The 19137-nt window shown below is 35.7% G+C and carries 22 protein-coding genes and 4 pseudogenes; 13 read left to right on the forward strand and 13 right to left on the reverse strand.

The genetic code is table 11. The features are described 5' to 3' along the window. The 6 genes and pseudogenes from GT508_RS13580 to GT508_RS13605 all read left to right on the forward strand — a co-directional run. A pseudogene (locus tag GT508_RS13580) lies at positions 1-281 on the forward strand (MobA/MobL family protein); the annotation flags it as partial. Then, a complete protein-coding gene (locus GT508_RS13585) occupies positions 259-954 on the forward strand; it encodes a DUF6040 family protein (RefSeq protein WP_161144463.1) in 696 nt (231 codons plus the stop codon). The pseudogene GT508_RS13580 and the gene GT508_RS13585, both read left to right, overlap by 23 nt. A gap of 63 nt (positions 955-1017) precedes the next feature. After that, complete coding sequence (mdcF, locus tag GT508_RS13590) at positions 1018-1362, forward strand: broad-spectrum bacteriocin mediterrocin MdcF (protein WP_005608346.1); 345 nt, start codon at positions 1018-1020, stop codon at positions 1360-1362. Positions 1363-1429: 67 nt separating this feature from the next. Continuing rightward, the gene (locus tag GT508_RS13595; protein WP_004843525.1) at positions 1430-1879 is read left to right on the forward strand and encodes a hypothetical protein; all 450 of its coding nucleotides are present in this window, start codon (positions 1430-1432) and stop codon (positions 1877-1879) included. Next, complete coding sequence (locus GT508_RS13600; RefSeq protein WP_004843526.1) at positions 1880-3820, forward strand: DUF1430 domain-containing protein; 1941 nt, start codon at positions 1880-1882, stop codon at positions 3818-3820. Beyond that, positions 3817-4425, forward strand: coding sequence for an ATP-binding cassette domain-containing protein (locus GT508_RS13605; RefSeq protein ID WP_004843527.1), 609 nt, complete (start codon positions 3817-3819; stop codon positions 4423-4425). The genes GT508_RS13600 and GT508_RS13605 overlap by 4 nt, the downstream gene beginning before the upstream one ends. Positions 4426-4575: 150 nt before the next feature. On the opposite strand, the gene GT508_RS13610 is transcribed toward GT508_RS13605, so the two are convergent. Then, complete coding sequence (locus GT508_RS13610) at positions 4576-4812, reverse strand: DUF6061 family protein (protein WP_004843528.1); 237 nt, start codon at positions 4810-4812, stop codon at positions 4576-4578. A gap of 318 nt (positions 4813-5130) precedes the next feature. Continuing rightward, the gene (locus tag GT508_RS13615; RefSeq protein WP_008373705.1) at positions 5131-5463 is read right to left on the reverse strand and encodes a winged helix-turn-helix transcriptional regulator; all 333 of its coding nucleotides are present in this window, start codon (positions 5461-5463) and stop codon (positions 5131-5133) included. Between the two features lie 142 nt (positions 5464-5605). Between GT508_RS13615 and GT508_RS13620 the strand changes: the two genes are divergently transcribed. After that, complete coding sequence (locus GT508_RS13620) at positions 5606-5959, forward strand: cupin domain-containing protein (RefSeq protein WP_028087395.1); 354 nt, start codon at positions 5606-5608, stop codon at positions 5957-5959. 113 nt (positions 5960-6072) lie between these two features. On the opposite strand, the pseudogene GT508_RS15105 reads toward GT508_RS13620, so the two are convergent. The 10 genes and pseudogenes from GT508_RS15105 to GT508_RS14770 all read right to left on the reverse strand — a co-directional run. Beyond that, positions 6073-6228, reverse strand: a pseudogene (locus GT508_RS15105) (desulfoferrodoxin family protein); the annotation flags it as partial. A 7-nt stretch (positions 6229-6235) separates the two neighbouring features. Continuing rightward, on the reverse strand, positions 6236-6778 hold the full coding sequence (gene rbr / locus GT508_RS15110; RefSeq protein ID WP_243144131.1) for a rubrerythrin: 543 nt from the start codon (positions 6776-6778) through the stop codon (positions 6236-6238). A gap of 18 nt (positions 6779-6796) precedes the next feature. Further along, positions 6797-7417: pseudogene (locus GT508_RS15115) on the reverse strand (flavin reductase); the annotation flags it as partial. Then, positions 7410-7787, reverse strand: coding sequence for a Fur family transcriptional regulator (locus GT508_RS13635; protein ID WP_161144460.1), 378 nt, complete (start codon positions 7785-7787; stop codon positions 7410-7412). The pseudogene GT508_RS15115 and the gene GT508_RS13635, both read right to left, overlap by 8 nt. 15 nt (positions 7788-7802) lie before the next feature. After that, positions 7803-8552: a peroxide stress protein YaaA gene (gene yaaA / locus GT508_RS13640; protein ID WP_161144461.1), complete on the reverse strand. Its 750-nt coding sequence runs from the start codon at positions 8550-8552 to the stop codon at positions 7803-7805. Continuing rightward, positions 8552-9007, reverse strand: a complete 456-nt coding sequence (gene bcp / locus GT508_RS13645; RefSeq protein ID WP_026648211.1) for a thioredoxin-dependent thiol peroxidase — start codon at positions 9005-9007, stop codon at positions 8552-8554. The genes yaaA and bcp overlap by 1 nt, the downstream gene beginning before the upstream one ends. A 3-nt stretch (positions 9008-9010) precedes the next feature. Then, the gene (locus GT508_RS14765; protein ID WP_055195471.1) at positions 9011-9220 is read right to left on the reverse strand and encodes a DUF6219 family protein; all 210 of its coding nucleotides are present in this window, start codon (positions 9218-9220) and stop codon (positions 9011-9013) included. A gap of 561 nt (positions 9221-9781) precedes the next feature. Next, complete coding sequence (locus tag GT508_RS13655) at positions 9782-11158, reverse strand: sensor histidine kinase (protein WP_106493119.1); 1377 nt, start codon at positions 11156-11158, stop codon at positions 9782-9784. Beyond that, on the reverse strand, positions 11146-11808 hold the full coding sequence (locus GT508_RS13660; RefSeq protein ID WP_005359225.1) for a response regulator transcription factor: 663 nt from the start codon (positions 11806-11808) through the stop codon (positions 11146-11148). Before GT508_RS13660 ends, GT508_RS13655 begins: the two co-directional genes overlap by 13 nt. Positions 11809-11822: 14 nt before the next feature. Then, positions 11823-12161 (reverse strand): annotated as a pseudogene (locus GT508_RS14770) (lantibiotic immunity ABC transporter MutG family permease subunit); the annotation flags it as partial. Positions 12162-12189: 28 nt separating this feature from the next. Here GT508_RS14770 and GT508_RS13670 point away from each other — a divergent pair. The 6 genes from GT508_RS13670 (at position 12190) to GT508_RS13695 (ending at position 18592) form a co-directional block, all read left to right on the forward strand. Further along, positions 12190-12801: a class I SAM-dependent methyltransferase gene (locus GT508_RS13670; RefSeq protein ID WP_161144462.1), complete on the forward strand. Its 612-nt coding sequence runs from the start codon at positions 12190-12192 to the stop codon at positions 12799-12801. Positions 12802-13102: 301 nt separating this feature from the next. Then, positions 13103-13342, forward strand: a complete 240-nt coding sequence (locus GT508_RS13675; RefSeq protein WP_020994096.1) for a DUF6061 family protein — start codon at positions 13103-13105, stop codon at positions 13340-13342. 227 nt (positions 13343-13569) lie between these two features. After that, positions 13570-14244: a response regulator transcription factor gene (locus tag GT508_RS13680; RefSeq protein WP_008707461.1), complete on the forward strand. Its 675-nt coding sequence runs from the start codon at positions 13570-13572 to the stop codon at positions 14242-14244. A gap of 4 nt (positions 14245-14248) precedes the next feature. Beyond that, the gene (locus GT508_RS13685; protein WP_055066700.1) at positions 14249-15154 is read left to right on the forward strand and encodes a sensor histidine kinase; all 906 of its coding nucleotides are present in this window, start codon (positions 14249-14251) and stop codon (positions 15152-15154) included. A gap of 73 nt (positions 15155-15227) precedes the next feature. Continuing rightward, positions 15228-15938 (forward strand): ABC transporter ATP-binding protein, encoded by a 711-nt coding sequence (locus GT508_RS13690; protein ID WP_008707470.1) that lies wholly within the window; start codon positions 15228-15230, stop codon positions 15936-15938. Then, on the forward strand, positions 15932-18592 hold the full coding sequence (locus GT508_RS13695) for an ABC transporter permease (protein WP_008707471.1): 2661 nt from the start codon (positions 15932-15934) through the stop codon (positions 18590-18592). Before GT508_RS13690 ends, GT508_RS13695 begins: the two co-directional genes overlap by 7 nt. 128 nt (positions 18593-18720) lie before the next feature. On the opposite strand, the gene GT508_RS13700 is transcribed toward GT508_RS13695, so the two are convergent. Then, on the reverse strand, positions 18721-19137 hold a 417-nt coding region (locus tag GT508_RS13700; RefSeq protein WP_243144130.1), incomplete at its 5' end, for a DUF6040 family protein.

A 19137-nucleotide genomic window follows, 5' to 3' on the forward strand; every position in this document is an offset into this window, starting at 1 on the left:
ATGAACGAATCCAGAGAATCAAAGAACGCCGAACAGTTGGAAGAACTTCTGCTCTTGACCGAGGAGATACAAGAAGAACTGGAACAGAAAGACCAGCTTATCGAGGAACTGAAGACGCAGCTCAGCGAATCTCTGACCTTGAACGAGAAATTAAACAAAGAGAACAAAGCCGGGAATATTCAAGCATTAAAGAACGACTTGAAGCTGGCAGACAGAGCATTGCAGATCGAGAAAGAGAAGCTGCGAAGCGCAAACGTCATGATCGGGGAATGTCAAGATAAAATACGATGCTTAACACAACAACGGGATTATGCCCGGACACATCAGAAAATCGTAGAGATACCGGTAGAAAAGCCGGTACTCTATAAAAAATGCGAAGCCTGTGACCGGACAGCCTATCAGAATGCAAAAGCAAGATACGAAACACAAAAAGAGCAACTTGCAGGACAATATAAAGCAAAAACGGTAATGTTCCAAACAACCTTGTTCCTTCTTGCATGGTATTCGCTGACAACCACTCTTTTTCAGGCAGTACAGTCAGATGTGTTCCTTTCCGATTGCAAATCATTCTTCCATGATGCAGCATCATTCATACAAACTTTTATTGGTTGGACGATTGATGCCGGGCAATCTGTGGCACAAATCAGCACAAAAATTCCAAATGAGATTATAGCCGGAATCATATATTGGTTATTGCTGATATTGGTTGTGGGAATATGTGTGGCAGGGACAGGAATACTGGCGATACTGATAGAAATAAAGGTTATAGAATTATATAAGAAAAACTGTTGGGATGTTATTACCCTACTGATGATACTGACAAGTGCGGCTGTCATCATTTATTTTGGAGAAGTAATTAAAAAAGCATTATCAATAAATCTGTTGTTCTTTTGGTTAATTTTACAAGGAATATATCTTACAATTCGACGCTATATAAGTCAAGATACTGATTGACTAGATACAAAATATTTGATAAAATATAAATAGAAATACAGCAGATCAAATGAGGTAAAACTTATGAGAGCAAAGAAAGTGATTGTAGGGGTAGCTATTAGTGCAATGTTAATTTCTTCATCAATTCCAGTAATGGCATTTTCTGTTACAAACGGGAATAAGACATTTGATAAAAAGTGGGAATTGAGCACTACATCTGATGGCGGAAAAGGTGTTTTGACTTATGGTTATAATACTCTTGCTATTAATGAAGATTATGCACACGCATATCATTCAACTAAAGATCATTACGCATATGTCAAAAATGGAAATGGTTCTTTTTCGGGTTCAAATGTTGGTAAAGGTAATTGGTCTAAAATTGAGGTTGCTCATAAAGGAAATAGTATTACCTACGGTAATAGCTACTAAACAAAGGTTCGGGATAATGGCTGAGTGGTTGGAATTCCAACCACTCTTTTTTGTGGAGTGTATATAAATGAAGAAAAAAATAAAATATATAGGAATTGTTTTGGTTATTTTGTTCTGTTGCTATAATTTATTTTGGTACTTCGGGAGTTATAAACCATATAACGAATTTCAGAAAGACTTCCCTGAAATAGAAGAATCTGGAGTAAAAATTTACACAGATAAAGATGGATTCCAGTATAGTGTGTCTGTCCCTGATTATTTGCTTTGGAATGGAAATCTTGCGATAGCTGAGTCAGATGTTCGATATGCACTAATTATTTGGATAAAACCATTTCACCAAGGAATAAGTCAAGGCGTGCTATTTAATGACTATAAGGATTTGAATACTCAAATTATGTTGTCAAGTAGCAAAAAAGCTGAAGATCAAGAAGATCAATGGATTGTTGATGAAAATAGCACAATATTGACTACGATATTTGAAAAAGCAAATAAAGTATGGAATCTGGGGTTGAAATAAATGAAAGCAATTAAAAACTTATGTTTGTTTTGTTTCCTGATTTTTGGAATACTTATGCAATCTGAAATATTTCAAGATCAGCTTTGGAACTTTTCTACAGCATATTTTACGTCATCACGCTATGAAGTTGCTAGTGAAGATATGTCGCAGTTTCTGAAAGATGTATCAGAAACTGCAACGGAGAATGATGTACATATTTTTTCTCAGTACAATGAAATCAATAATAAATACCTTTCAACACTTCATATTTATGGCGATGATAAAGTAATCAGACAAACATTAAAAAATACTGCAAACATAGAAGAATCAGAATATACCGCTTTAGTTTCCGGAATTACGAAAGTAAAATTTCATAATCTCTCAGAATTGCAAAGTACCTCTGTGGGTTATGAAAACTTTATCTCATACATAGGAAATGAGGACAATATTATCTCTGCATATCAGAAATTATCAGAAAAATATAGCTTAACTTATCCAGAATATTGGAATTCTACGGAAAAGGACATGATTTTTATTATATGGGGTATGATTATTGCATTGATGATTGTTCTAAATGTAATTGAAGTGGTTAGGCGAAAAAAAGAGGTTGTTGTACGAGTTTCCTTAGGAGAAAGTGCTGGTTTCATAGCATTTAAGGCTGCTTTATTCGATGTAACTTTTGACATTGCATTATTTATTGTTGCAAAAATATTGCTGTCAAATTATATATCGGGAGCATATGAGAATAGACTCGTCACAATTTTATATTCCATTGGAATTATTCTTTCCACTATTCCATATTGTTCTTTTTGCTTTTTTGATATTAGAAAGGCATTCGCAAATGCAACACACAAAAGAGGAGTGGATTTTTTAATTTATTCGTTAAAATTTATAGCAGGGGTAGCCGCTGTTTTTACAATTATCACTAATATTAGTAGTATTCATAATAACCTATTTACAAATGAACATTTGTTAGAAGAATATTATGATGCAAATTATTTTACCGTAAAGACTACTGATTTTAATGCTGAAAAAGAAGAAGCTTTTTGGAATAAACTATACAAGAATGAATATAACACATTAAAGCCTGTAATATGCTTGAATATTTTAAATGATAAAAATGATGTGATATATGTAAATAATCATGCAAAAGATATGTTACAAGGTTTTACGAAGCAGATAAATGCAGTAGAGAATGAATCTTCTGATTTGATTATTTTCATTCCAAAGAATAGATATTTTGCTAAAAACAAGCAATTAGCCTATGACTCCTTGAGCCATGTTTTAAATCATGATAATTTACAACAATTAAATATTCAGTACATAGAGTATAGCGAAACAGAATACTTTTCCTATTTAGATACAAGTAGAATAAATGGTATCGAAAAAAGCAAAAATCCGATAATTATTTATCAGGCAAACAAAGATTTAGCAGTCAATGGTGGGTATCTTGAAAGCTATAAAGCAGGAGCAGTTTTATTTCAATGTGATGAAAAACAGCTAAGAAATATCAGCAAAAAGTATGAAGATATGCTTGGAAATTATCAGCTAGTAATTACAAACGTACATGAACAGTATTTATATAATCACACATTTTTAATAAAACTCGTGGGATTTTTAAGTTCTCTTTGTACGATTGTATTGCTTTTAAATATTATGATTATTGTTACCGTAAGTAGACTAGAGTTCCGAGAAAATGCAATGAAAATTTCCTTGATGAAAATCTTTGGATATAGTTTATTTGAACGGCACAAAACACTTCTTAAAATGATTGTAGTGGAAAATTTTGTGATATTAGTAGGTATGCTTATCTATTCTTTATTATCGGTACAGACTGAAGTAGGAATTAGCATTCTTGTTAGTTCATTTATGGCACTAATAGAATTTACAATTATTTTCTTTAATATCACAATTGTTGAAAAAACAAACATACCGAAATCATTAAAAGGAGGTTGCTTATGATAATAATTGAAAATCTATGCAAAGCATATAATGATAAAATTTTGTTCAAAAATTTTCATTTGGAAATTCCAGATAGCAGTTTTTTGGTAATTAGTGGCGAAAGTGGATGCGGAAAAAGTACTTTACTTAATATGATTGGAGGTATTGAAACTCCTGACAAAGGTTCTATTATTGTGAATGGTTTTGATGTGACAAAAAAAGGAAAAAAGCAGAAATATTTCAAAGAAGTTGTTGGATTTTTATTTCAAAATTTTGCCCTTTTGGAAAACAAAACAGTAAAAGAAAATCTAGAAATAATAAAAAAATCAGGTAGAACGGATATTTTAATAAATGAAGCTCTTGAAAAAGTTGGTTTACAGAAAGTAATTAACAAAAAAGTCTATCAATTATCTGGTGGCGAACAGCAGAGAGTTGCGTTAGCTCGTTTAATGCTAAAGAAATGTTCGATTGTATTAGCAGACGAACCAACTGGTTCCTTAGACAAAAAAAATAGTGAGATTGTTATGAATATATTGCATGAGTTAAGTGAACAGGGAAAAACAGTTATTGTTGTAACTCATAGTGAAGAAATTGTAGCACAAGAAAAGCATGTTCTATATTTATAATACCCATAATAGAAGAATATGTTCTTTCGGGAGACACCTCCTCTAAGAACATATTCTTTTGGTTAAAATTGATTATAAAGATACTTTTACTTCAGTATATTCGCTATATTGATGGGATATATATTTGCATATTATTTATATGGATAAGAATTATAACTCTAGTGAGTCTTCTGCATCTACCCACATCTGTAAATTACCCTCAAGATATAATCTTGCATATTCCAAAGGCTCATCCACAGCCAATGAAGTAAGCGCACATTCTGATCCGTATGTGGTTTTTAGATTTTTTTCAGCTTTCCAGCAATCAATGCGAAGCATATATCCGGCACTTGTGTAAACATCAATACTATCGTGATTTATGTTGTATTCTGCATAAATTGTTCTCATCGTATCTTATCTCCATTTTCTTTTAATAATCAGTTATAGAGTTAAATATCGAAAACATTTCAATCAGTTCACCATGTCGTTATTGTTATACTGTGTTATGAAATTTTCTTTCCCTTATTTTTTCCCATATTAAGGTTCATGAAAACCAATGTGAGAATATAACACAAGGGAAAGAGTAAGGGAAAGCTCACTTGCTACAAACTTAGTATTTTCAAGGGTTTGCGAAGAATTTGATAATTAAATATAACAGTTATTAAATTTCCTAAAATATGTGAAATATCAACTGGAATTGTTCGAGCTTTTCAAATACTAACGTCCTTAATTCTGTTCAATAATTGATTTATAGTAGTTACCAAAGTCAGCAAGTGAATTAACAATTGGAAGCATTTTTGTTCCGAGTTCCGTTAAGCCGTATTCAACTCTCGGTGGCTGCTCATGGTAATCGTGGCGATATGCCAGCCCATCACTCATCATTTGTCTTAAACTATCTGTCAAAACCTTTTGTGAAATACCATCTATACTTCGTTGTAGCTCATTGAATCTCCATGGACGCTCTTTCAAGTTACGCAAAATCAGCAGTTTCCATTTTCCTCCGATGAGAGATACTGCTGTTGCAACTGGGCATTCCGGTAATTCTTCTTTTGCTCGCATAATTCTCACCTCCGAGTCTATTGTAACACATTCATTTTTGAGTGTACAGTTACAAAAAGGTGCGTACTTGTTTTTGTATGTGTCTCACACTATACTAATACCAAGCAACCAGAAACTACAAATTAACTATGGAGGTACTATTATGGCAAATTACACAAAAACAACTATTGGAAATGAAAACCGAATTGAGCTGCATGAAAAGTTGTCATTAACAGGTGCAGAAATCAGTTTAAACAAACTACCTGCAGGAGCAAATGTCCCATTTGTTCATTCTCATAAAGAAAATGAAGAAATCTATGGAATTCTTTCAGGTAAAGGCAAAGCCATAATTGATGGAGAAGAAATCAGTCTTTCAACTGGAGACTGGCTAAAAATCGCACCTGCTGCAAAGCGTCAGTTTTTTGCATCCGATGTTTCCGGAATTACTTATATCTGCATTCAGGTAAAAGAAAATTCTCTGGAACATTTTACAGCAGAGGATGCCGTAATCGGCTAATTAAAAGTATTTATTTACAAAAATGCACAGTTCACGATAAGCTAAGAACTGTGCATTTCTTTTTTGTTCAATATTACGTTTTCTCTATAGTATTCGTATGTACAAAGTTTATTTTAACATTTCCATAATCCATGTAAATTGCAGTATGCATATACTTCCTCCACCTGCTCTCCGTCACAAAGACAGAAATCTGCAACCGGCTCCTGTCCTGGATTTAACTGTTTTCTATAAACGCCCTGATTGGTATTTAATGTAATCCATTCAATATATTCTCCCTTAATAATTCTCTGCACGTACTTCAAAATAACTCTGCGGATGATCGCATACCGGGCATACCTCTGGAGCCTTTGTTCCGACTACAATATGTCCACAGTTACGGCATTCCCATACCTTCACTTCGCTCTTCTCAAACACCTGAGCAGTTTCAATGTTCTTAAGAAGTGCACGATATCTCTCCTCATGGTGCTTTTCAATTTCTCCTACTGCTCTAAATTTTGCTGCAAGCTCAGGGAATCCTTCTTCCTCAGCTGTTTTAGCAAAGCCATCATACATATCTGTCCACTCATAATTTTCGCCTTCTGCCGCTGCCGCCAGGTTTTCCTTTGTATCACCAATTCCTGCTAATTCCTTGAACCACATCTTTGCATGTTCTTTCTCATTATCTGCAGTCTTTAAAAACAATGCTGACATCTGCTCGTAACCTTCCTTTTTCGCTACAGAAGCAAAATAGGTATACTTATTTCTTGCCTGTGATTCCCCTGCAAATGCCTGCTGTAAATTCTTCTCTGTCTGTGTTCCTGCATATTTGTTTGCTGCCATCTCTTTTACCTCCGTTTTCTTTACTACTTTTTCAAAATCTGATGCCGGGTGCTTGCACAAAGGACATATAAAGTCATCTGGTAATTCCTCTCCTACATATTCATATCCGCAAATTCTGCAACGCCATATTGTCTGACTGTCCTCTGTTTTTCCAACCTCCTGTGGCTTAGGCTTAATATTATTCTGATAATAATCATATGTTACTGAAGGAACATTGCTTAAAACTTCCATATCGGTTATCTCACCGATAAACATCGTATGTGAACCCAAGTCCTCTGTTTTAGTAACTGTCACGGAAATGTATGCATTTGTACCTTCTGTAATATAATAAATACCATTTGTTCCCCTGGCACACTGCTCAAATGCTTCAAACTTATTGGTATCTCTTCCTGATTGGAAGCCAAAATGTTTGAACAATTCAAATTGTGCCTTCTGACTTAAGACTGATACAGTAAATTTTCCAATTCTTTGAATCATATCATGCGTATAATTTGCCTTATTTACACAGATACTTAACTGGTTTGGTTCCGAAGCTGCCTGAATGGCTGTATTAATGATGCATCCGTTATCTTTTTCTGCTTCTTTAGCGGTCAATATAAACAGTCCATAACTCAACTTATACATTGCTTTCCTATCCATGCTGTTCCTCCTTTACCTTCTCCCTGCATTTCGGGCAAATGCCTTTAAATGAAATATCATAATCCACAAATTCAATTCCATGAGTGTTATGAATTCTTTCCAGCAAATCCGGTATTTGATCCATATCCACATCAAAAATTTCACCGCACTTTATACATCTTACATGGTAATGATTTTTCAATGTAAAATAAAATCTGTTCGGTCCATCCGGAACTTCAACCTTTCTTAATGCACCTTCCTCTACCAATATATCAAGATTTCTATATACAGTTCCTTTTCCAATTGTTGGATATGCTTCTTTTATAAATTCATACACTTCATTTGCCGTAACATGTCTTCTCATTATTATAAAAGATGCCAAACTGAGCATCTTTTACCTGAATAACTATTTTATTTTGCGTTCAAATACATATTCTGAATCTGACGATAAATCAGACCTAAACGAATATCCGAGTCTGTCAAATTTCTGAATCTCCACCGGATTTTCAATATTATTTTCCGCTATGAATCTGACCATTTCACCACGAGCCATCTTGGCATAGGTACCTTTTGTTACCAATTTATCTCCGGATAACTCACAAAATACAATCGTAATATATCTGTCCTGTGGTGTCAGATACTTTTCTATACATTTTGAGTATTCTTTTGATGCAAGATTAATGATAATCCTACTGTCATCGATTACTGAGTGGTATAACAATTCTCCCCAGTACTCATACAGATTTTTTGCATCTCCAATTCCAACCTTTGCCTGCATTTCAAGACGATAAGGAGTCACACCATCCATTGGTTTTAAAATGCCATAAAACGCAGACAAGATTCTTAAATGATTTTGCAAATACTCAAACTGCTGGATTTCAAACACAGATGGTGCCATATATTGAAATGCAATCCCTTCATATGCTAAAACAGCCGGAGTAAGCCTGTTATAAAGATCCATATTTTCCAATCTGTTAAAGTTCTGCTCTGCAATCTTGTCATTACATTTCCATATAGCTTTCAGTTCTTCTTTTGATTTGCTTTTCATCCAGTTTAATACTTCTGCTGTCTTATCAATATAGACAGGCAGCTCAACCGGTGCTAAGTTATCGGTATCTACAATCATCTTTTTTGCAGGTGATAAAATAATCTTCATTATGCCAATTCCTTAAGCATATTTTCAGGATCATCTGCCGCCTTGACTTTATCATTTGCCTTTATAATGATTCCCTGCTCATCAATAAGATATGTAGTTCTTACTACACCCATAGATACTTTTCCATAATTTTTCTTTTCTTTCCAGACATCATATGCTTCAATAACTTTACGCTCCGGATCTGCTAATAGCGTAAATGCCAGTCCGTATTTTTCTTCAAATCTCTTGTGAGACGCTACAGAGTCCTTGCTTACTCCGAGAATAACAGCTCCCTTCTCAGTAAACTGTGGATAACGCTCAGAAAAGCCACATGCCTGCTTCGTACATCCTGGTGTATTATCCTTTGGATAAAAATATAAAATTATTTTTTTACCTAAATAATCACTTAATTTATGCACTTCTCCGTTCTGATCCGGCAATTCAAAATCCGGTGCTTTTATTCCTAACTCTAACATTTACTATTCCTCCGCTTTTGTATTTTCCACCTGTTTTCTTGTTCTTTTATTACCTGAAATCATTTTATGTCCCGTATACATAGACATGATCATACATATAAGAGTGCTACACGCAAAATACCTATGACCTGATTTGGATCCTTTATATCCAGTATAGAAAGTTCCAATCATAGTAATTAACGCTCCGATTGACCAATGCTTATGTGCTTTCATTTTATACCTCCAAATTGATTAAGCTGTTTCCAAAATAAATATCTCTGGATCATTAACAATATTATACATTCTATCCATCACTTTCGACAAGCAGCGAAAGAAAAATAATCAATCCATCCGGATTATACTCAAGTGTTTCATTGATAAAAGCTTCTACCGCAGATCAAAACATCTGCATTTAATGCATGTAGAAGATTGAGCTGGGTAGATGCCACCCAGCTCTTTTTATGTTTGAATCGTCAACCTTCAATTCGATTATGTTTTCATCTCCAAACACATTTTTTCATCCAATGCAATGTTATATTAAATGAAAAAATCATTTGATATCATAACAAAAGTTATATTATTCTCTTCTTATATGTGCATATAATCCCAACTATAATGATAGTTATGTAATAAAGAATAGTACGAGCATTTTTAATTTTATCAGCTATCATAATTCTGTATGCCTCCTTCTTCCATGAGATTACAGCAAACGTAGTAGTAATGTCTATCAAAAGGCTTTTACATATTAGATAAAAGCATGTAAAATTTCTTTTACATAGCTTAATTGCGGTCTATTTAGCTTGTTTCTTGACTACTCAGGAAAAATATTTCTACCCTCGCCCCACCTGTATTTTCAGAATTTGAAAGTTTAATACCTCCACCATATTTTTCAGCCACAGTTTTTGCAAAAAATAGTCCCATCCCATAATGGGCTTCGCCATTTCTACTTGTGTCATCCATAAAAAACTGCTCTGTGCCATGCAATAATGCTTCTTTTGTAAATCCTGATCCGCTATCCTCCACAATGAATGTCAGCCGGCCATCCTGCTCCTTTGCGTCAATATAAATGATTCCATTTTCTTTTGTATGCTCCACTGCATTCTGAATCATATTCATTACGGCCCGGAACATTGGATCATAAGCAATCGTTACTTTTTTATCACTTTGTCCCGCCTTCCAATCTATTTTCTGGTGATAGATTTCTACCAGTCCGAGTGCCTGTTCCTTTATATCTGCGAAAAAATCTTCTAACCTCACCGTTGTATAGGTAACATCACTGCAATTCCATGATTTTGTGACATCTATCAACTGTTTTACATAACTTTGTATCTGTGTTGTGCCGTTCAAAACATAAGTGATATTATTCTTCTGTTCTGTGGTCAGTTCAGTCTCTGAAAGTAGTTCTGCATTTCCCCGTACAATCGTAAGAGGTGTTTTAATATCATGCGCCAAAGCAGACATCTGTTGTTTCTTTTCCTGCTCTGTTTTCCACTGCTTTTCTAAAGATTCTCGCAATGCATCTCGCATATCATCGATTGCCGATAAACAGTCATCAAACTCTTTGATACCGGAACAGGATGTCTCATATTCCAGATTTTGATCCTTTATTTGTCTGATTGCGTCTAATACAGGCTGCATCTGCTTTTTGATTCTTTTTCCAAAACGTATGGACGGAATGATGATAATCGCTACCGCTCCAATCACTGACATAATAATCATCACATTCTGTGGTCCTATAAAATGCTCCCTCAAAAAAGCTGAATGATATTGAGGTGTCAGGCGATATTGCAATACAACATATTCATTTTCCCTTACAATTACTTTATAAAAATATTTCCCGGATGCGTTTCCGTACTTTGCAACATTCCATGCTATCTGTTCGTATTGTTCTGACAGATCTCCACCTATTTTCTCTCCATTCTCTGAAAAGATTACATAATCACAAAGTGCGGGAATCATCTCAGCAGTCACTTTATCTGCACGTAGAATCGTATCATATGCTTCATTAATCTTTTGCTCTGCATAATTTGCCGGATAGATACAGCCCACACTAATCAAAAGGTACAGCAGCAGATAAGCAACAATCACCAAACCTACTAATGATCCAAGCATGACCAGTACATATCTCATAAAAATCCTGCTGAGTGCATTGCTTCTCTTTACTCTTCCCATTTATATCCAATCCCCCAGACTGTTTTTATCGGTGTATAATCATAATCCGCAAATTTTGCTCTTATATTTTTGATATGCGTGATTATAGTACTGTCATTACTCTCATTGTCAAAGCCAAAGACCGCTTCCAATATCTGTTCCTTCGAGAAAACCTGTCCTCTGTTTTTAGCCAGAAATTCACAGATTTCGTACTCCGCTTTCGTAAGAGGAAGTTCCTTATCATCAACCAATAGTTTCTTTTGAGATATTTGAATACAGACCCTCCCTAAAACCATCCGGACAGAATGTTCCCTGTGCTCTCTTCTAAGATGTGCATTGATCCTTGCCCGAAGTTCCATCACTCCAAATGGCTTTGAAATATAATCATCTGCTCCTAAAGAAAGTCCGTTTACCAGACTGTTTTCCTCCGTTTTTGCCGTAAGAAACAAAATCGGACAATCCACAAGTATCCTAATTCTTTTGCATAATTCGAAGCCATCAATTCCAGGCATCATAATGTCCAGTAAAATCAGGTCATAACGATGTAATTCTTCCATATTAATTTTTAGTGGATTACTTACTTTGGTAACCAGATGTCCATCCTTATTCAAAATGCTTTCTATCATTTCCAAAATTGCCGGTTCATCATCAACTGCCAGTATTTTTGCCATAGTTTCCCTCGATTCTATTCCGATATTCTGTTTCCTTCCCAGTGGTTTACCCACCAAAAATAGTATACCATACTAATCCCTGTAAATATTAAGCAACCTGGTATGAATGACAACCATTCACCTACACTAGTTTCTCCCAATACAGATTGCAGATAAGTATATGGTACTCTACCCGTCCAGCAGACAAATACATATTTCCACACATAATCTCCAAGTCCGGTAAGCATCAATGCACTAATTAGTCCTGATATAATCCCTGCTCCAATGGATACCCCTTTTCCAAACTGAAAAGCCAGAATCAGCTGCCACAGATAAAGTGGAACACTGCTTCCCCACAGCAGCAATGCTGCAAATTAGAATTTAAAGAGGAGGAATAATGCAATGAACTTCTTTGAAAATACTCGTAAGCCACAAGGCTTCGGCGGAAAATTGATGACGAAGATGATGAACATCGGTCACGCCAAGTTATCACAATGGGGATTCTCAAATATCTCAGTGAATTCGGACGCTGCGGTACTGGATGTTGGTTGCGGAGGCGGTGCAAATATTGTAGCCTGGTTGGGCAAATGCGGAAATGGACATGTGACAGGAATGGATTATTCGAAGGTCAGTGTGGCAGAATCTCAAAAACTGAACGCCGCCGCCATTAAACAAGGGAAATGTTGCGTGGTTCAAGGTGATGTCTCTGCTATCCCTTTTCCTGATGCGGTTTTTGATTATGTTTCTGCTTTTGAGACAGTTTACTTCTGGCCGGGATTGGAAAAATGTTTTTTTGAGGTAAATCGAGTTCTGAAAAACGGAGGGACATTCCTGATTTGTAACGAATCTGACGGAACGAATGACGCAGATGAAAAATGGACAAAGTTGATTGATGGTATGAAGATTTACACATCTGATCAACTCATTGCTGCTTTGAAAGAAGCAGGTTTTACAGAGATAAAAACGTATTCAAATACAAAAAATCATTGGATAAGTATTGTTGCAACGAAATAGCCAATTTCTAGTTGATATTTCACATATTTTAGGAAATTTAATAACTGTTATATTTGATTATCAAATTCTTCGCAAACCCTTGAAAATACTAAGTTTGTAGCAAGTGAACTTTCCCTTACTCTTTCCCTTGTGTTACATTCTCCCATTGGTTTTTATGAACCTTAATATGGGAAAAATTAAGGGAAAGAAAATTTCATAACACAATATAACATATAACAATAACGACATGGTGAACTGATTGAAATGTTTTCGATATTTAACTTTATAACTGATTATCAAAAGAAAATGGAGATAAGATACGATGAGAACAATTTATGCAGAATACAACATAAACCACGATAGTATTGATGTTTACACAAGTGCCGGATATATGCTTCGCATTGATTGCTGGGAAGCTGAAAAAAATTTAAAAACCACATATGGATCAGAATGTGCGCTTACTTCATTGGCTGTGGATGAGCCTTTGGAATATGCAAGATTATATCTTGATGGCAATTTACAGATGTGGGTGGATGCAGAAGATTCATTAGAACTTTATTAAGCAAGAAGTGAAATATTGTTGTAGATCTATCTCATTTCTTGAGGGTTCTTAAGATGCAAGATGATTGCTAATACGCATTTTACAATAGAGTTTAATTTTTAAAACTGTATGGTGGAAAGCAAGTCTGAAATGGCTTGCTTTTTGCTTTACAACGAGGGTGGTTACTGTATAATGAAATATGAAGTAAAAAGCAGTAATTTGATATGAAGCAATAAAGGAAATACATGATGGAAAAATATAAAATTCTAATAGTTGAAGATGATGTTGATTTGAGAGAGGGACTTTCCTTCTCCTTTTCTGGTGATGGATATGATGTGACAGAGACAGGGACAAAAAAGGATGGTTTACAAGAAATCGCAAACGGTGGTTATGATATTGTATTTTTGGATTGTAACCTGCCGGACGGAACGGGCTTTGAACTCTGTAAAGAAGTTCGTAGCTACAGCAATATCCCAATCATTATGCTGACTGCTCGTGATACAGAAATGGATGAGATAAAGGCTTTAGAATTAGGGGTAAATGATTACTTGTCAAAACCATTTTCTCTGGGTGTATTAAAAGCAAGAATGAAGCGGATACTTCAAGAAAAATCTGAAAGTACAAAGATTGTTACAGGTTCATTAAGCATAGACCAGAGTACTTGTAAAGTATATAAAAGAGGTTCAGAAATCTCTCTTAGCAAATTGGAATACCGTCTGTTGGTGTATTTGATTGAAAATAAGAATCATATCCTTTCTAAGGAGCAGATTTTAGAGAAGATATGGGATAGTGATGGAAAATATGTAGATAACAATACGGTGTCTGTGAATATCAGCAGGCTTCGTACAAAGATAGAGGATGATGTATCGAAACCAAAATGGATTCAAACAGTTCATGGAATCGGATATATCTGGAAGGAATAAAGAGATGTGGATTACGATACTTTTAGCAGTGCTTTTGTGTTTGTCGATTGGATATAGCATATATCAAAAAAGAAAAACATATCGCCTGATTGACCGTTTGCTGGACAGTGTGTTAAATCGGGAAATGATTGCAGCTTCTGATGTGGAAGAAGGAGAATATTCTGCCCTTGTCAGTAAAATCAAGCAGATACAGGAAGTGCTTGATAATCACGTGAATAGTGCCGAACAAGAAAAAGAGCAGGTGAAAAGTCTGGTATCTAATATGTCTCATCAATTAAAAACGCCCTTAGCGAATATTTCTCTCTATGCAGAAATCTTAAGTAAAGAGGAAATTACATCAGAACGGAAAACATTGTTTTCTGAAAAAATGCAACGACAGATTGACAAGCTGAGTTGGATTGTGGAGTCTTTATCGAAGATGGTAAAATTGGAGCAAAATATTGATGGCTTTGAAGGAAAAGCAATAGGGATCAAGCAGACGATTTTAGACGCAGTAGATACGCTTTATGAGAAACTGGAAAAAAAGGAAATCAACTTTACATTGGAACCATTTGAGGACAGATTACTGTATCATAATCGAAAATGGACAGCAGAAGTATTTGTAAATTTGTTGGAAAATGCTGTTAAGTACACCGATAGAGGAGGAACTATTTCCATTTGTGTAAAAAGTTATGATTTATACACAGAGATTCAGATTGCAGATAATGGGCGTGGTATCCGGCAGGAGGAAATGACCGATATATTCAAACGATTTTATAGAAGCCCAGAAGTTGAGAATATGGAAGGTTCTGGGATTGGTTTGTATCTTTCTAATCTGATTTTGGAAAAAGAAAAAGGATATATGACGGTAGATTCCGAGTATGGAAAGGGAAGCTGTTTTTCTGTGTTCTTACAAAACTGTAAGAACTAATCATCCGTTTGTAAAGAAATTGCAAGATACGGCAGTTATACTGGATGTATCAAGAAAAGAGGAGTGATGACGGATGAGTATTTTAGAATTACGAAATGTTGAGAAAATATATGGAGAAAAAGATAATCAGGTAAAGGCACTACGGAATATCAATCTAAAAGTAGAAGAAGGCGAGTTTGTTGCCATTGTAGGCACATCTGGTTCAGGCAAATCTACTTGTCTTAATTTAATCGGTGGTCTGGATAATCCGACAAGTGGACAGATTTTTATAAAGAATAAAGAGATTGGTTCTCTTTCAAGAAAAGAACTGACGATTTTCCGTAGAAGAAATATAGGGTTTGTATTCCAGAATTATAGTTTAATGCCTGTGTTGAATGTGTATGATAACGTGGCATTGCCGGTTACATTTGACTGTGGAAAACATATTAACCGCAAATATATCGAAGAATTGTTGCGGGAACTGGGCATTTGGGAGAAACGCAAGAAATATCCAAACGAATTATCCGGCGGTCAGCAGCAAAGAGTTGCAATCGCCAGAGCTTTGGCAAATAAACCGAGTATCCTGCTTTGCGATGAACCGACAGGTAATTTGGACTCAGCCACAACCATTGAGGTTATGGGGTTATTAAAAACGAGTTGTCGTAAGTACAATCAGACGATTCTCATGGTAACGCATAATGAAGCCATTGCACAGACTTGCGACAGAGTAATTCATATTGAAGATGGTCAGATTGTTACAGGAAAGAGAAGATTTCCGGCAAAAGGCGGTGATGTCGTATGTTAAAGCTGGCATGGAAATATATGCGGTATTACAAGAGCCAGACATTTGCAATTTTTGCGAGTATTTTATTAACAGCATCATTGCTTTCCGGGATTTCTTCTTTGATTTACAGCAGTCAGAAAAGTGATCTGGCGAACAGCAAAACTATTTACGGAGACTGGCATTATTATATTGAAACGGATAAGGAACTTTTTAATTCTGTAGAAAGCGGTGAGAAAGGAAAAGGATATACGCTGGAACAGTGTGGAAAAATGGAAATCCGTGACGTTGTGGCAGAAGAATTTATGATCTGTTTTATCCATGCCGATGAAACTTATCGTCAAATGGCACACAGAGACTTGTTGGAAGGAACATTCCCTGAGAAAGAAAATGAAATTGCAGCGGATGGATTTGTGCTTAGTAATCTTGGATTTTCAGGGAATTTAGGAGATTCCCTTCGCATTGGTGAAAAAGAGTATATTGTTACTGGTGTTCTGAAAAGCGAATGGGCGGCAAGTTCCAGTGAAATGGAAGTTTTTGTAAGTGATTCTTTTAAAGGTCGAGGAAGCCAGACGTTTTTATATCTCAGTTTTAATGAAGATGAGAAGTTATATAAACAGTTGGATGCTTTTTTACAGGAACATAAATTATCTTCTGAATCGGTAGCAGAAAATGATGAAGTAATACAGTATCTTGGCGGAGAAGCACCAAGCAGCATTTCTGAAATCGTGAAATTTGGTCTGTTTGAAGAAGAAGGAAACTTCACTTATATCGTTTTGAAATTGCAGAGCGACTACAATCTGGCTTACAACGGAATGATTTTCCTGTTATGTCTGTTCAGTCTTTTCGTAGTTTACAGCGTATTCAGTATTTCTGTATCGAAGAGAACTTCTGAGTACGGAATATTACAGACATTAGGTATCAGTGAAGCGCAGATTGGTGGCACCTTACTTTTGGAACTTTGGACGTTATTTTTCATTGGATATCCGTTAGGATGTCTTTTAGGAAATGGTGTTTTAAGCCTTATGTATCAGAAATTTAGCGGTGTATTTGGTGGAAAAGGAATCAGTGGAGCAGGGAATGGTCTTTCTGTTGCGGACCATACGTTAGCAGAAGGAGAAAATACAGTAGAGTTTTTTGTTTCAAAGGAAGCTGTTGTGTTTGGTTTTGTATTTCTACTGATTTCGTTAGCACTCGTTGCCTTTCTCGTGGTTCGTTCCATGCGGAAAGATTCGCTGAAAACTGTGATGAGTGGAGATACTTCTTTTGTAAAAAGAAGAAAAATATACGCTATGCGAAATGTTAATATGGCAAATGTAGTGGTGCGGAAATTCATGTTTGCCAATAAACGAAAGGTAATAGGGATTTTATTATCCTTGTCTATCGGCGGTTGCATTTTCTTATGTACCACCTATATGGTAGAAAATTTGAAGGTTCACGCAGAACTTTCGCTGATATCGGATGATGGGCTTGGTTCTGAGTACCGTATTTCTTTAAAATCTGACTCGCTGAAGGATACGATTCCGGAGGCGGTAGCAGATAAGATTAAAAACATGCCGGAAACAGAGAATGTATATGCGACAAAGTATACGATGGGGGAATTACAGATTTCCAAAAACGAATTTTTGTCAGAAGAAGAATGGAGTGACTATTTCAAATATCAAAATCAGGAGCCGTATTATATCCAGAGATATGATGGGATCTGTAAGCAGCAGGAAGATGGAAATTATCGGATTAAATATAATGTGTACGGTTACGATGAAGCGATGATAGAACAGCTTCGGGATTTTATTCTGGAGGGAGAGATTCAGCCGGAAACAATAAAGAATAATAATCAAGTGATTGTGACGGCGAATATGGACGGTCAGGGAAATTACTTTTTTTATGGAAAGAAGCCGGGCGATACCATTACTCTTCGAGTACCAAAGACAGAAAACTATACAGATGAACTGTTAAAATTCCAAAGTGGCGAAGAAAACTATATTGAAAAAGAGTTTGAGATTGCGGCAATCGTAAACAGACCGTTGGCGCAGGAGAAAGATTTTCTGAATACAGAAGTCTGGAAAAATGCGCAGAGTGTGATTATGACAGGCGAACAGATGGAAGAAAACTTTGGAATTACAGATTATAGTTTTATCAATGCATCGCCGGCTGATAGTGCGGATGCAAAGATCGTGAGCAATCAGTTATTACAAGTAATCCGAGATGTTCCCAAGGCAGTATTGCAGGATTATACGACCGCAATTGCAACACAGAAAGGTTATCTTGGACAGCAGCAGATCTTCTTTTCCAGTATTGCAGTGATTCTGCTGATTATCAGCCTGTTCCATATCGTAAACAGCATGAGTCATACGATTCTGACCAGAAGAAGAGAGTACGGGATTATCAGAGCAATAGGGATTACGGACGGCGGATTTTACAAGATGATTTTACAGACAGGTATTCTGTATGGATTGTTGGCGGATGTATTTATCTATCTTATTTATAACAGAGTTCTTCGCAGAGTGATGAATTATTATCTGGCTCATGTGCTGCAGTTTTTACATTATACTACTAATATTCCGAATCTGGTTCTGAATGGAATTATGGTGCTGAATGTAGTGATTGCAGTAGTGGCAGTAATGTTTCCGGCTTGGAAGATGGGAAAAGAGAATATCATAAGTGAGATTAGAAGATAGATTTATAATCAGGATTTTTAGAATTTCTTTAGTGGTTAGTATCATTGGATATAGCAATAGAATTAGAGAGAATACCCAATCTTTATAAGTAACCAGAGGGCGACAGTAAAATACTGCCGCCCTTTCTTTTATCGGTTTGTCCAGTAAAGAGTGTTCAGATAACACCGGATTCCAAGATATATTCCCTGTATAAATAATAAAAGAAACAAAAGATTTATGGGCATTACTTTTTTGATTGATTCTCCAAAATAAATGATGACAACAGCACTTGTCAGTATCATTAGTAGAGTAATAACATCCCAACAGTTTTTCTTATATAATTCTATAATCTTTATTTCTATCAGTATCGCAAGTATCCCTGTTCCTGCTACGTATATTCCAACAACTAATATCAGCAATAACCAATATATGATTCCGGCTATAAACGCATTGGGAATTTTTGTACTGATCTGTGCCACAGATTGCCCAGCATCAATCGTCCATCCGATAAAAGTTTGTATGAATGACGCTGCATCATGGAAGAATGATTTACAATCGGAAAGGAG

The organism is Dorea sp. BIOML-A1 (assembly GCF_009875615.1).
Lineage (GTDB): Bacteria > Bacillota > Clostridia > Lachnospirales > Lachnospiraceae > Dorea_A > Dorea_A amylophila.

What these genes read in the sequence shown, in the direction of transcription:
- GT508_RS13585 (WP_161144463.1), top strand. Translation starts at nt 259, where the DNA reads ATGATCGGGGAATGTCAAGATAAAATACGATGCTTAACACAACAACGG.
- mdcF (WP_005608346.1), top strand. Translation starts at nt 1,018, where the DNA reads ATGAGAGCAAAGAAAGTGATTGTAGGGGTAGCTATTAGTGCAATGTTA.
- GT508_RS13595 (WP_004843525.1), top strand. Translation starts at nt 1,430, where the DNA reads ATGAAGAAAAAAATAAAATATATAGGAATTGTTTTGGTTATTTTGTTC.
- GT508_RS13600 (WP_004843526.1), top strand. Translation starts at nt 1,880, where the DNA reads ATGAAAGCAATTAAAAACTTATGTTTGTTTTGTTTCCTGATTTTTGGA.
- GT508_RS13605 (WP_004843527.1), top strand. Translation starts at nt 3,817, where the DNA reads ATGATAATAATTGAAAATCTATGCAAAGCATATAATGATAAAATTTTG.
- GT508_RS13610 (WP_004843528.1), bottom strand. Translation starts at nt 4,812, where the DNA reads ATGAGAACAATTTATGCAGAATACAACATAAATCACGATAGTATTGAT.
- GT508_RS13615 (WP_008373705.1), bottom strand. Translation starts at nt 5,463, where the DNA reads ATGCGAGCAAAAGAAGAATTACCGGAATGCCCAGTTGCAACAGCAGTA.
- GT508_RS13620 (WP_028087395.1), top strand. Translation starts at nt 5,606, where the DNA reads ATGGCAAATTACACAAAAACAACTATTGGAAATGAAAACCGAATTGAG.
- rbr (WP_243144131.1), bottom strand. Translation starts at nt 6,778, where the DNA reads ATGGCAGCAAACAAATATGCAGGAACACAGACAGAGAAGAATTTACAG.
- GT508_RS13635 (WP_161144460.1), bottom strand. Translation starts at nt 7,787, where the DNA reads ATGCTCAGTTTGGCATCTTTTATAATAATGAGAAGACATGTTACGGCA.
- yaaA (WP_161144461.1), bottom strand. Translation starts at nt 8,552, where the DNA reads ATGAAGATTATTTTATCACCTGCAAAAAAGATGATTGTAGATACCGAT.
- bcp (WP_026648211.1), bottom strand. Translation starts at nt 9,007, where the DNA reads ATGTTAGAGTTAGGAATAAAAGCACCGGATTTTGAATTGCCGGATCAG.
- GT508_RS14765 (WP_055195471.1), bottom strand. Translation starts at nt 9,220, where the DNA reads ATGAAAGCACATAAGCATTGGTCAATCGGAGCGTTAATTACTATGATT.
- GT508_RS13655 (WP_106493119.1), bottom strand. Translation starts at nt 11,158, where the DNA reads ATGGGAAGAGTAAAGAGAAGCAATGCACTCAGCAGGATTTTTATGAGA.
- GT508_RS13660 (WP_005359225.1), bottom strand. Translation starts at nt 11,808, where the DNA reads ATGGCAAAAATACTGGCAGTTGATGATGAACCGGCAATTTTGGAAATG.
- GT508_RS13670 (WP_161144462.1), top strand. Translation starts at nt 12,190, where the DNA reads ATGAACTTCTTTGAAAATACTCGTAAGCCACAAGGCTTCGGCGGAAAA.
- GT508_RS13675 (WP_020994096.1), top strand. Translation starts at nt 13,103, where the DNA reads ATGAGAACAATTTATGCAGAATACAACATAAACCACGATAGTATTGAT.
- GT508_RS13680 (WP_008707461.1), top strand. Translation starts at nt 13,570, where the DNA reads ATGGAAAAATATAAAATTCTAATAGTTGAAGATGATGTTGATTTGAGA.
- GT508_RS13685 (WP_055066700.1), top strand. Translation starts at nt 14,249, where the DNA reads ATGTGGATTACGATACTTTTAGCAGTGCTTTTGTGTTTGTCGATTGGA.
- GT508_RS13690 (WP_008707470.1), top strand. Translation starts at nt 15,228, where the DNA reads ATGAGTATTTTAGAATTACGAAATGTTGAGAAAATATATGGAGAAAAA.
- GT508_RS13695 (WP_008707471.1), top strand. Translation starts at nt 15,932, where the DNA reads ATGTTAAAGCTGGCATGGAAATATATGCGGTATTACAAGAGCCAGACA.